This is a genomic window from Flavobacterium sp. 9R (assembly GCF_902506345.1).
Classification (GTDB): domain Bacteria; phylum Bacteroidota; class Bacteroidia; order Flavobacteriales; family Flavobacteriaceae; genus Flavobacterium.
In genome coordinates, this window is record NZ_LR733425.1 from 1 (window position 1) to 11,909 (window position 11,909).

Genomic DNA, 11,909 nt, shown 5'->3' on the forward strand with positions numbered 1-11,909 from the left:
GATTACAGAGTTTTGAACTTTTGTAAATTGTCTTTTCGATTGCGCATTTATTGTCGAAATCGTTAACAATATTAAAAAACAGATAATGTATTTTCTTCTCATTTTTTTCAAAGGTGTCACATAACGTTCTCGCGCTACAGCGGGTTTGGGACTAAATTAAGCCCTATTTTCGGATTTGCCAAATCATTCCAAATACAAAACCAACTTTCCATTAAGCCGATTGCCCAAATCCGTTGTAGCGTGTGTTGGCAGTAGTGCGTTGTTTTAGTAATATTCGATTTCTCTAACCCATTTAAAAAGATCAACACCATTAACTGTCTTTGTAATTTCAACCCAATTTTTGTTATTATCAAATTTGTAAGAATAAGAAATGTTATAATTATCATTTTTTTGACTATTAAATGATTCTTCGCTATAATTTAATGTGACAATTTTATCATTTTTGTAAAAGTATTTCTCAATTATTTTAGCTTTGGAAATATCTTCATCACAACAATATTTTTCAGTTAAATTACCTTTTTTATCATATTTATAATGAACATAAGTTAAAGGTTGATAACCTCTAGAACTATTTATTTGAGTCATCAAATTATTACCATCATATTTAAATATAGATTCACTAGTTTTCACAGGATTTTTATAATTCTCATCAGAATATAAATCAAATTTTTGAGTTTTTATAAGTTTGTTGTTTTTGTCATATTCATTGATTAAACTTTTATAAGTTACTCCAATAGAATCCTGCACACCATATCCCCAACTATTTTCCCCGGACTTTTTCCAACTATTGGGATTTTTAAAAGTTACGTATGATAGTTTTCCGTTATCATTATAATTATTCACGTACTCATATAAAGTTCCTTCATTATCAAAGTTTTTTTGAATTATGATTTTTCCATTTTTATATTTCTTATAGTCGTGACTAAATAAATTGAGTCTTAAATTCTCATAAAGAATACTTTCATCCACATATTCGCCATATTCCTTAAAATAATGATTTTCGATATCTACAGAATATTTTAGAGAATCTATTTTACTTATTAATCTATCTTTTTCATCATATAAATACCTATAAGATTCCATAAAATCATTGTTTTTTCCGTACCATATATCTTTGATAATTTTTCTTTTTGTATTAAAATGTCGCTCATAATTTAAATAATAACAGAAGTTTGTAGAATACCACGTATCATAAAATCTTTTGATTGTTGATTCTGGTCCCATAAACCCTGAATGTCCATAATCAGCATCATCATAAAATAATTTAGGATTTTCTGTTTTGGTCAAAAAAAGTACTTTTTCTTTTACTTTTTTTACATTTCCGTAAAGAGAATCTTTAGGTAATTCTTGAGAAAAAGCTAAAGAACAAATGGAGAATAATATTAGTATTAAAAATATATTTTTATTTTTCATTTGTTGTGTTTGGTTATTGAATTCTCTTCGGTTTTTTCGCATTACTGCCAACGTTCCCGCGCTACACGCAGGCTGGGATTAAAGATGCGTAATCTTTCGGTTAAAAACAAATGCATCAAATACAAACTATTTTCAAATTAAGCCAATTGCCCAGCTTGCTTGTAGCGTGTGTTGGCAGCTGTATTTTTAGAACTGTTCGTTTAAGTATTTATCGATTTCTGTTTCAATTTTCAAATCAATAGTTACTGTTAAATCCCAATCGTTCAAGATTAAATTCATTTCATTTCCAATAGTAAATAGAATATTTTTCAATTTTGATTTGATTTCATCATCCTTATGAAATCTAAAGCCATCAATCCAAAAATCTTTAATATAATCATCTTTTGAGGTTATAAATATTTCAGATTTTCCGAAAGTATACGCAAAGGTATTTTCACATTTCCATTTTGTCGAACCATAGCCCTCATAAACTTCTGAATTTTTTACCATTCCGAGTTCAATAAGCATTCTGTCTACCTTGTCAAAAGGAATTTTTTTGGTTTCAATAGTTACTGGATTTTCTTTTCGTCCATAGACATTTGAGAATCCATTACCATCATAATTTTCCACTGCAAAATTTTCTATTTTTTCGTTTTCATTTTCCAGATAAACTATGTTTTCACGCGGTAAAAATTCAACTTGGTTAAAGCTATCTTCGTGAAAATAAACACTATTTTCGGGATTTTTATTTCCCGATTTATTAATTGTTATTCTTCTAAATATGTCGAGTATTTTCATTGTTTGGTGTAATATAGCTGCCAACGTTCCCGCGCTACACGCAGGCTGGGATTAAAGATGCGTAATCTTTCGGTTAAAAACAAATGTATCAAACACAAACTATCTTCAAATTAAGCCAATTGCCCAGCTTGCTTGTAGCGTGTGTTACAAGCTGCCCTTCTTTCTGTAATCATACTTTTTCATTATTGTTAGTCGCACGTCTCTTTTGCAAGTTATCGAAGTCGAAATATTCTTTTGTTTTGTTTTCAACGATTCTTACCATTTGAGTAATCTCAGAGATACTTTGTTCATTATTATTGAGGTGCAGTAAGTCTTGGTTAAGTAAATTTTGATTTTGTAAAAAGTCCTTGTCTAGTTTTAAACCAACCCAAACATTGTCCTTTAATTCTCTTTTGATTGTTTTCATTTCACCAAATCTGTCGTGAAATAAAGAAATACTTATAAAACTCTCGTAAATTAAAATAATTCCGTAAGCCTTTTGTAGCTCTTCTTTAGATAATTCCTTGCCGTGTTCTAAAGTCCGTTCCGTAAGTTTTTCAAAGTCAATTTGCGTCAGAGAATAACGCAGCTGAAAAACATATTGCATAAATTGCTGAAGGTTCATTAAAAGAGAGAAAATAGTCCGAGGTTGTAAAGCTTCTTTATGTTCCTTGAAATCTGCTTCTAATTTTCTTGAAAATTCTGTTGGAGTCAAATATTGTTTTTCGGGATTGTCTTTTACACTTGGTTTTATATACTCTATTTTTTGGGTTGTCAATAAATTTAGAATTATGCCCAACTGCTTTTTAAAATAAAACTGAAAGCTTCTTTTAGTCCTAAATTCTTCATACCATTTTTGAGCAAATGGAATTATTACAGCGGCGACAAGTGAAAGTGTCGCAACAATTAGAACATATGGTTCCCAATCAAACTTGTTCGTGTCTGAAATAATTTTGACAGGTATAACTTGTTGGGTCATATTTATAGTGTCTAAAAGTTTTTCTGGCATATTTTCAACTATTTGATTGTTGTTGTGTAGTTCTAGGGTTGCTTGTAACGTTCTGGTACTACAGCGGGTTTGGGTTCTAAATTAAGATTTATTTTTCGGTTATCACTAAACTGCCAAATACAAAACCATTTTTCCCATTAAGCCAATTGCCCAAATCCGTTGTAGTAGCTGTTAGCGGTTCGGTTGTTGCTTACCGATATTCCTAATTATTAATCGATTCTCAGCCTTATCTTGGCAGATTAAAAACCCAATTCTTGCCCAAATCTCGGCTAAATTTTATTCTCTTTTTCCATGTCAATTTCACAATAAAATCGATTGGTTCGTTTCAATTAGATAACCCGAGAATTTAAGTTTCAGTTTTACTTTTCGATTAGAAACCCCAATATTCAAGTTTCTGCTTTTCAAGTTCCAATTACAAACTAAGACTTTTCAAAATTCAATTTTCAATATTATTTTATAAAACAACAACATTAACTATTTATAATCAATGCTATTACCCAAATTATAAATATGAAAAGATGAATAAAATAAGAATATCTTGTTTCTCTTTTTAGTCCAAAAGTTGATATTGCATTAATTATTAATAATATTATGTTTAAAATGGCAACAATGAAAATTGAGAAAAAATCTAAATTTGGTGTACAAGGACCAGATTTAAATTGTCCTGATAAATTAATAATCAATATAGCTATTACGGAAATAACATAAAATATTATTGACAATGAAGCATTTCGATTTTCGGTATTCATCAAATTTAGTTCTTAAGAAAGTTCAATTATAGTAATCACTTTGTTAGTACTTGTTTTTTTGTGTCAACTGACCGCTAACGTTCCCGCGCTACAGGCAGTTTGGGACTAAATTAAGCTCTATTTTCGGATTTGCCAAATCTTCCAAATACAAACCAATTTTTCCATTAAGCCAAATCCCCAAATTGCTTGTAGCGTGTGTTGGCGGTAGGCTTTTATTCTTCAGTAATTTCAAAGTGTTCGTGAAAATTAGTGATTTTATATATTGATGGTTTTCCGTTTATATTCAAGATTTTCACATCAACTACAAAAGCTGTAGTAAATGGATTTATATCGCTGTGTAACATTTTTTCTTTAACGTTATCATCTTCAAATATTACATTCAACTCTTTTTTGTTAAGTTCTTCTATTATTCCTTTATTTCCTGATTTACTTTTTATATTACCTCTTGCTTGAAACCAAGTCATCACTACTTTTTCAAATTTGTCGTCTTGTTGCTCTGGAACTTTAAGAAAATCAAGTTCCCTTTTTACGATATTTTGAACAGCATTCGATTGAGTAGAGTCTAAATTAAAAGTAAAGTTTACATTTCCATTAATTGTTGTGCTAAAATTTATTTGTGATGCTTTGTCTTTTGCTATTGGATTTACAATTGCAGAAAGTTCTTTATAATCTGATTGAGTTAGTTCAGGTTTTTTTCCTTCGCCTTTTAATAGAAAATTATAGGCTTTTTTACAATATTCAGCAAAACCAACAACTGTATTTACATTTTCTACAAACGGAATCATTCCAACTGTAGCCAATTCAACCAATTCAACAATTACGCTTCCTGATTTTATTTCTTTAACATAGAGTTTTGCTTCTCTTTCTTCTTTATGATTTCCGTTTTTTTCAACATAACTGCTGAATTGAGATGCTAAAGAAAATAAAGACTTTGTTAAATCAACTAATTCAACAGGGTTTTTGTTGTCAATTTTAATTACAAATCGAATGTCTTTTACTTCTGCGATTTCTGACATATTATTTTTTTTTGTTGCGTTTTTTAGGCAAGCTTACCGCCAACGTTCCCGCGCTACACGCAGGCTGGGATTAAAGATGCGTAATCTTTCGGTTAAAAACAAATGTATCATACACAAACTATCTTCAAATTAAGCCAATTGCCCAGCTTGCTTGTAGCGTGTGTTATAGGGCGGTTGTTTAGTCGAAATTACTATTAAACCGCAAATTTTTCACGCTTCTGTTGGCCAATTTCAGTTTTCACACTTTTTCATTTTTTCACGTTAGAGTAGGAGAGTCCCAATTTTAGGTTTGCTTCTCCTGTTCACTTTCTTTAAAATCTGCTTTTAAGCTTCTCTTGATAAGTTTAGTTTTTCACATTTCTGCTTTTCACGCTTCTGTTGGCAAAGTCCAATTTTCACACTTCATTTTTCACACATCAGTTTTTTGTTTGCTTGTCGTTAGAATCCGATTTTCCAACGTTTGTTAGCGCTTCCAATTTTCACGCTTCTGCTTTGAAAACATTCGGCGGAAACAACTGTTTATTTTCAAATTGGATTTGTCTGCGTAATTTCGGCTCAACTGCCCTATAACGTTCTGGTACTACAGCGGGTTTGGGTTCTAAATTAAGATTTATTTTTCGGTTATCACTAAACATCCAAATACAAAACCATTTTTCCCATTAAGCCAAATGCCCAAATCCGTTGTAGTAGCTGTTATGTGTAGCCTTTTTTCTCAATGTGTATTACAAATTTCAAATTTAGAAATGTCAAATTGCATTTTGGCTATTTCTTCCATTCTGTCTTTGATTAAGTCGTTAAGCTGCTGCCAATAATGTTTGTTTTCTTTCCAAAAATTAGTATCCACTTCCAAAACACTTTTCAATAAATCACCTTCATACATATCGCCTTCTGAGAACAAATTGTCTGTCAAAGTTTCAATTGCTATAGGTATCAAAAAACAAAGTCCAATATCTTGTCCAATCATTAGTCTCAAGTCTTCGGTCGTTAAGTCCTGAAGTTGTTTTTTGCGTAACGAGTTGCAAGTCTTTATTAAATATGAACTTTCGTCAGAACTTAGTGCAGGCCAAGTATTTTTTTCAAGGCTTTCTAGTGATTTTTGGCGCCAGTTATTTTCGAGTTTTATCATTTGTCATTACAATTAAAAAGCCAATTCTTTTATTTGCTAAGTTTTGACAGTAACATCCAACAAAGTAATCCCAATTTCTATAGGCTTTTTATTGTCTGTTGCGGTTGTCATATGGTTGCACATAACGTCCCCGCGCTATAAGCAGTTTGGGACTAAATTAAACCCATTATTCGGATTTGCCAAATATTTCCAAATACAAAACCATTTTTAAATTAAGCCAAATACCCAAATTGCTTGTAGCGTGTGTTATGGTGTGTAGCTTGACGATGCTGAGCACGAAAGATTTGACATTTCAATTTCAGTAAACTTATTCAGCTTTCGATTTCCGTTCTAAATAGTTTTCAATTTTCAGAAAAAAGAGTTTGAAAACGGAAATTGAAAATCAAAAAGTGGCAAAAATAACAGCTTCAGTTTTTTCGAATGTTGCCAATTAAGTAATATTTAGACTTTCGGTTAATCACTGATTTTAAAAGTACAAAACAAACTTTAAATTAAGCTTAGAACTGCAATATTGCAAAACCTGTGCAATGTGTTGTATTTTTCATATATTTGAGCAGTTATAAAACAGAAATTAACTTATAAGTGAAATTTAACTTTTATTTTGGGTATTTATGAGTACATTTGCACTAGATATTTGGCATCAAGGTTCTAAATGTACTATTTACACAGTAAAACTAGATGATGATAAATATGGTATAGTTGATTATTTTTTTCAGAAATATGGTAGTTTTGATGATGAAAACATTACATATGCAGTTAATTTAATATTACAATTTGTTATCAATGAAATTTCTGAAGTTCATGGTGCGTTAGAATTCTTTTTTAACAGGCAAGAGAGAGAAGCTACGGCAATACCATATAAAAAGAGTAAAAAAAATAATCTTTATGAGATTGATTTTTTTTATGATGATTTTCCTTTGCGGTTATATTGTTATAGAATAAATGATGAAGTAATTGTTTTGTTTAATGGAGGTATTAAATCTTCTAATGATGCACAAGATAGTCCTGATTTATCTGTAAATTTTCAAGAAGCTCAGATATATGCCAAAAGAATAAAGGATAATCTAAATGATGGGACAATAAAAATAGTTGGAAATAAAATATTTACATTTGATGATTCTGATGAAATATATTTATAAATTATTTGAAATTTAATTTAATATAAAATGAAAAGTGATTTTGTTAAAAACATGATTAAAAACATGCCAGAAGACGTTAAATTGTTTTCTAGCCTTTATGCAGATTTAGTAGTACGCATAAATGAATCATTGAAAAGTCAAAATATTTCTAAAAAAGAATTAGCTGAGAGACTTGATAAGAATCCTTCTGAAATATCTAAATGGTTGAATGGGAATCATAATTTAACTTTAAAATCTATTTGTAAATTACAAGTTGAATTAGGAGTTAAACTAATTGAGATACCAAAAAAAGAAATTTTAGTTGAAGAAAAACTTAGTTTAAAAGATATTAATAACAAAACAACCTTAGTTTGGACGATTAATACATCAACTAAGTCCTATTCTAAGAACATTAGTTTCCATAATGAGAATTATAATAAAACTTATAAAAATTTAGTTGTAAATGAATAGTCCTTTCAAACCTGAATTATTACATTTTATAGATTATCGTATAGTAAAAATTAATATTCATGATTTATTAGAACAAAACATGGATATAGATTCTTATTATGATGTATCTAATAGTATAAGCCTTGGGTTTAATGTTGAAAAGAATATTGTGAAATCTGACTTAGAGATTTCTATTAAAAAACTAAACTCAAATGATGATTCATTAATTTCAGAGGCTAATGTTTTAATAACTTATTTAATTCTTGTCGAAAACTTCGATTTGCTCCATAAGTTATCTAATAATGATGAACTAGAAATAGACAAAATGCTAACCGATAGTATTTCTGCGATAGTTTATTCAACAACTAGAGGGATTCTATTAGATAAATTAAAAGATAGTAGTTTTGAAAATTTTATTCTTCCTATAATTGACATAAAAAAAGATTTGGCTAATAATTCTGAAAATAATTTATAAAGGTTTCCTGACTTTCCAATCTTTGATTGCTTTTTGGGCAAGTTTTAAGCTTCGTTATGATTTTTCCGAACAAAACATCTGATTAAAATCGGCTGTTTCTCGTCAACGGGGCTATACACCATAACGTCCCCGCGCTACACGCAGGCTGGGATTAAAGATGCGTAATCTTTCGGTTAAAAACAAATGTATCAAATACAAACTATTTTTCAAATCAAGCAAATTGCCCAGCTTGCTTGTAGCGTGTGTTAGCGGATGTTTTTTCTTTTCAATTCTGAATATGATTGAAAAGATATTATTACTAAATTAAACACTAGTAAATAATAACCAATTTTTAGTTGTTCAATATCTTCAAATATTTTTCCAAAGTATAACATAATCAAAGGAATAATTATCAAAATTAAGTTTACAATACTTAAAATTAAAGTTATTTTCGGATTTTCTTTGAACGAATAGAATATTAAAAATAAATTTAATAAAATTGAAATTGTAAAAGGTAATAATGGCCATTGTGGAGTTTCAATATCTTCAATAAATAGTTTTCCAATTTGGTATCCATTTAGCGTCAATTCTTTTTTAAGTTTTACAAAATCATTAATTGCTTTTTTCTTCTTTTTTGTTAATTCTTCAAAACTTAAATTATAATCTTTTCCATTAAGTACAGTTTTAAATTCACTTTTCACTTCTTCAGTTAATGGACTATTTTTAAGCAACGTATTTTCTGAAATATTTTTGTCAGAGCAAGTTTGAAAAAAAGGAAGGAATAAAATAAACAGACTAATTATTGTAAGTTTCTTTAGCATTTTTCAAGTAAAAATTTCTTTGTTATGTCTCTTTTCTCCGTTTTTTTTCTAAAATATCCGCTAACGTTCCCGCGCTACACGCAGGCTGGGATTAAAGATGCGTATTCTTTCGGTTAAAAACAAATGTATCAAACACAAACTATTTTCAAATTAAACCCATTGCCCAGCTTGCTTGTAGCGTGTGTTATAGGGCGGTTGTTTAGTCGAAATTACTATTAAACCGCAAATTTTTCACGCTTCTGTTGGCCAATTCTAGCTTTCACACTTTTTCAAGTTAGAGTAGGAGAGTCCCAATTCTAGGTTTGCTTCTTCTGTTCACATTCTTTAAAGTCTGCTTTTCAAGTTTCTCTTGGCAAGTTCCACTTTTCACGCTTCTGCTTTTCACGCTTCTGTTGGCAAAGTTCGATTTTCACACATCAGTTTTTCGTTTGCTTCTCGTTAGAATCCGATTTTCCAACGTTTGTTAGCACTTCCAATTTTCACGCTTCTGCTTTGAAAACATTCGGCGGAAACAACTGTTTATTTTCAAATTGGATTTGTCTGCGTAATTTCGGCTCAACTGCCCTATAACGTTCCCGCGCTACACGCAGGCTGGGATTAAAGATGCGTATTCTTTCGGTTAAAAACAAATGTATCAAACACAAACTATTTTCAAATTAAACCCATTGCCCAGCTTGCTTGTAGCGTGTGTTATAGGGCGGTTGTTTAGTCGAAATTACTATTAAACCGCAAATTTTTCACGCTTCTGTTGGCCAATTCTAGCTTTCACACTTTTTCAAGTTAGAGTAGGAGAGTCCCAATTCTAGGTTTGCTTCTTCTGTTCACATTCTTTAAAGTCTGCTTTTCAAGTTTCTCTTGGCAAGTTCCACTTTTCACGCTTCTGCTTTTCACGCTTCTGTTGGCAAAGTTCGATTTTCACACATCAGTTTTTCGTTTGCTTCTCGTTAGAATCCGATTTTCCAACGTTTGTTAGCACTTCCAATTTTCACGCTTCTGCTTTGAAAACATTCGGCGGAAACAACTGTTTATTTTCAAATTGGATTTGTCTGCGTAATTTCGGCTCAACTGCCCTATAACGTTCTGGTACTACAGCGGGTTTGGGTTCTAAATTAAGATTTATTTTTCGGTTATCGCTAAACATCCAAGTACAAAACCATTTTTCCCATTAAGCCAATTGCCCAAATCCGTTGTAGTAGCTGTTAGCGGTTGTGCTTATTCTTCCACACGATTAAACTATCATTTGGTAGGTCGTATTCGTATATTTTTTTAGATATACTATCAATATATATCCATCCATTAGAGGTAAATCTTGATTCAGAACCGTCTTCTTCTGATACATTTTGACCAATATTAAAAATATAATAGTTTGTAGAATCGGTTTTTTCAGTTCTGTCTAAAAGCCATTCAATTCGTTCCTTATTTTTTAAAGACGTTTTGATAAGTTTATTGTCTGATTTTTTTATGTAATCAGCAATTAAATCATCGAACCAATTTTGTGTTTTGGATTCATTTTTCGTTTGAGTTTTCGTTCGAGTTTCTGATTTTAGGGTTTCTTTATTTATAGATAAAGAATCAGTTTGCTTTTCAGTATTTTGGGATTCAACTTTACTTGTCTTGTTACACGACAAGAATGCAAATGAGATTAATAGTAAAAGTGTTTTTTTCTTCATTTATGTTTTAGATTCTGAATTTTCTCGTTCTTCGTGCGTATAACCGCTAACGTTCTGGCACTACAGCGGGTTTGGGATTAAATTAAGCCCTATTTTCGGATTTGCCAAATATTCCAAATACAAGACCATTTTTTCCATTAAGCCTAATGCCCAAATCCGTTGTAGTGGCTGTTAGCGGTTCGGGCATTTACTTCGATTTAATTTTCGAATTTAAATTCAATATGTTCATTTTCTTTGATGATTTCAACAATAATAGAAAAAAGCGTTTTTCCATTTTTATGGAAAAGTTCTTTTAACTTTACTTTCCAATGTTTGACATTTGATATGTTATATTTATCAGTACAAATTTTTATTTTGTAGAATCTTTGGGTTGCTTTAATTCCCAAATCATTTTTACTTTTCGAGATATTTTTCCAAATCAGAATTATAGGCTCTTTATATTCAGTAACACCAAATCCACCTCTAAATATATCGTTTAAAGCATCCAAATTGTGACCCGTTTTCCAATCTAAATCTTTTGTCAAAACTCTATCAATTTCCTCATAAAATGTTTTTAGAGTTGAAAAATTTTTCCCGTCAATTATGATTGTTTTAATGCTCATTTTTCGTCATTTTTGGTTGCCTGACCGCTAACGTTCCCGCGCTACACGCAGGCTGGGACTAAAGATGCGTAATCTTTCGGTTAAAAACAAATGTATCAAACACAAACTATTTTCATATCAAGCCAATTGCCCAGCTTGCTTGTAGCGTGTGTTAGGCGTTGTACTTATACGTTTTAAAAATCATTCTTTTTCAATACAATATAATATCCTCAGAAAAACACACATTACCTAGAGTAGCTTGGGACTTGAAACATTGGCATTATTTATTCTAAGATAACTTTCAAAATAGTGATTATTCCAATTATTATAAAACCAATCCCTGAGAGATAGCTACCACAAGTAATACTAAAAAGGGGCTTTATCACTGGTTTTTTAGATGTTGACCAAATTATATATGCTCCAAAAATTATAGCTAAAAAACTAAATACTATTTCACCCATTTTATTTACTATCTGTATTTTTCTACACTGCTTTTAATTTTCATCCGATTTTGTCTTTTGTCAAAGCAATAATTGGGTTATAATTTTCTTCCATCATCGTATACTTCAAACGCAGCCCGTCTTGTTGTTTTTTATTGCTTTTGGAGTTTATAACGCCTAACGTTCCCGCGCTACACGCAGGCTGGGATTAAAGATGCGTAATCTTTCGGTTAAAAACAAATGCATCAAACACAAACTTTTTTCAAATTAAGCCAATTGCCCAGCTTGCTTGTAGCGTGTGTTGGT

At 30.7% G+C, this 11,909-nt stretch carries 11 protein-coding genes; 3 read left to right on the forward strand and 8 right to left on the reverse strand.

Annotated elements, in window-relative coordinates:
* Positions 1–264: 264 nt before the first annotated feature.
* The 5 genes from FLAVO9AF_RS15265 to FLAVO9AF_RS15285 all read right to left on the reverse strand — a co-directional run bounded on the left by FLAVO9AF_RS15265 (position 265) and on the right by FLAVO9AF_RS15285 (position 6,069).
* Positions 265–1,413, reverse strand: coding sequence for a hypothetical protein (locus FLAVO9AF_RS15265; protein WP_159691266.1), 1,149 nt, complete (start codon positions 1,411–1,413; stop codon positions 265–267).
* Positions 1,414–1,599: 186 nt separating this feature from the next.
* Positions 1,600–2,190, reverse strand: coding sequence for a hypothetical protein (locus tag FLAVO9AF_RS15270; RefSeq protein WP_159691269.1), 591 nt, complete (start codon positions 2,188–2,190; stop codon positions 1,600–1,602).
* A 169-nt stretch (positions 2,191–2,359) separates the two neighbouring features.
* Positions 2,360–3,178: a hypothetical protein gene (locus FLAVO9AF_RS15275; protein ID WP_159691273.1), complete on the reverse strand. Its 819-nt coding sequence runs from the start codon at positions 3,176–3,178 to the stop codon at positions 2,360–2,362.
* Positions 3,179–4,139: 961 nt separating this feature from the next.
* The gene (locus tag FLAVO9AF_RS15280) at positions 4,140–4,943 is read right to left on the reverse strand and encodes a hypothetical protein (protein WP_159691276.1); all 804 of its coding nucleotides are present in this window, start codon (positions 4,941–4,943) and stop codon (positions 4,140–4,142) included.
* Positions 4,944–5,655: 712 nt separating this feature from the next.
* Positions 5,656–6,069 (reverse strand): contact-dependent growth inhibition system immunity protein, encoded by a 414-nt coding sequence (locus FLAVO9AF_RS15285; protein WP_159691279.1) that lies wholly within the window; start codon positions 6,067–6,069, stop codon positions 5,656–5,658.
* A gap of 611 nt (positions 6,070–6,680) precedes the next feature.
* Between FLAVO9AF_RS15285 and FLAVO9AF_RS15290 the strand changes: the two genes are divergently transcribed.
* The 3 genes from FLAVO9AF_RS15290 to FLAVO9AF_RS15300 are packed head-to-tail and all read left to right on the forward strand — an operon-like array spanning position 6,681 to position 8,112.
* Positions 6,681–7,208: a hypothetical protein gene (locus tag FLAVO9AF_RS15290; protein WP_159691282.1), complete on the forward strand. Its 528-nt coding sequence runs from the start codon at positions 6,681–6,683 to the stop codon at positions 7,206–7,208.
* A gap of 27 nt (positions 7,209–7,235) precedes the next feature.
* A complete protein-coding gene (locus FLAVO9AF_RS15295; protein ID WP_236552345.1) occupies positions 7,236–7,658 on the forward strand; it encodes a helix-turn-helix transcriptional regulator in 423 nt (140 codons plus the stop codon).
* Positions 7,651–8,112 (forward strand): hypothetical protein, encoded by a 462-nt coding sequence (locus FLAVO9AF_RS15300; RefSeq protein ID WP_159691288.1) that lies wholly within the window; start codon positions 7,651–7,653, stop codon positions 8,110–8,112. The genes FLAVO9AF_RS15295 and FLAVO9AF_RS15300 overlap by 8 nt, the downstream gene beginning before the upstream one ends.
* A 245-nt stretch (positions 8,113–8,357) precedes the next feature.
* On the opposite strand, the gene FLAVO9AF_RS15305 is transcribed toward FLAVO9AF_RS15300, so the two are convergent.
* The 3 genes from FLAVO9AF_RS15305 to FLAVO9AF_RS15315 form a co-directional block, all read right to left on the reverse strand.
* On the reverse strand, positions 8,358–8,912 hold the full coding sequence (locus FLAVO9AF_RS15305; protein ID WP_159691293.1) for a hypothetical protein: 555 nt from the start codon (positions 8,910–8,912) through the stop codon (positions 8,358–8,360).
* A 1,199-nt stretch (positions 8,913–10,111) separates the two neighbouring features.
* A complete protein-coding gene (locus FLAVO9AF_RS15310; protein ID WP_159691296.1) occupies positions 10,112–10,582 on the reverse strand; it encodes a hypothetical protein in 471 nt (156 codons plus the stop codon).
* A 197-nt stretch (positions 10,583–10,779) separates the two neighbouring features.
* A complete protein-coding gene (locus FLAVO9AF_RS15315) occupies positions 10,780–11,184 on the reverse strand; it encodes a barstar family protein (protein ID WP_159691299.1) in 405 nt (134 codons plus the stop codon).
* Between the last annotated feature and the right edge of the window lie 725 nt (positions 11,185–11,909).

Bases quoted from the DNA above. Each gene is read 5' to 3' on its own strand.
- FLAVO9AF_RS15315 (WP_159691299.1), bottom strand. From the start codon at position 11,184: ATGAGCATTAAAACAATCATAATTGACGGGAAAAATTTTTCAACTCTA.
- FLAVO9AF_RS15310 (WP_159691296.1), bottom strand. From the start codon at position 10,582: ATGAAGAAAAAAACACTTTTACTATTAATCTCATTTGCATTCTTGTCG.
- FLAVO9AF_RS15265 (WP_159691266.1), bottom strand. From the start codon at position 1,413: ATGAAAAATAAAAATATATTTTTAATACTAATATTATTCTCCATTTGT.
- FLAVO9AF_RS15280 (WP_159691276.1), bottom strand. From the start codon at position 4,943: ATGTCAGAAATCGCAGAAGTAAAAGACATTCGATTTGTAATTAAAATT.
- FLAVO9AF_RS15285 (WP_159691279.1), bottom strand. From the start codon at position 6,069: ATGATAAAACTCGAAAATAACTGGCGCCAAAAATCACTAGAAAGCCTT.
- FLAVO9AF_RS15275 (WP_159691273.1), bottom strand. From the start codon at position 3,178: ATGCCAGAAAAACTTTTAGACACTATAAATATGACCCAACAAGTTATA.
- FLAVO9AF_RS15270 (WP_159691269.1), bottom strand. From the start codon at position 2,190: ATGAAAATACTCGACATATTTAGAAGAATAACAATTAATAAATCGGGA.
- FLAVO9AF_RS15300 (WP_159691288.1), top strand. From the start codon at position 7,651: ATGAATAGTCCTTTCAAACCTGAATTATTACATTTTATAGATTATCGT.
- FLAVO9AF_RS15305 (WP_159691293.1), bottom strand. From the start codon at position 8,912: ATGCTAAAGAAACTTACAATAATTAGTCTGTTTATTTTATTCCTTCCT.
- FLAVO9AF_RS15290 (WP_159691282.1), top strand. From the start codon at position 6,681: ATGAGTACATTTGCACTAGATATTTGGCATCAAGGTTCTAAATGTACT.
- FLAVO9AF_RS15295 (WP_236552345.1), top strand. From the start codon at position 7,236: ATGAAAAGTGATTTTGTTAAAAACATGATTAAAAACATGCCAGAAGAC.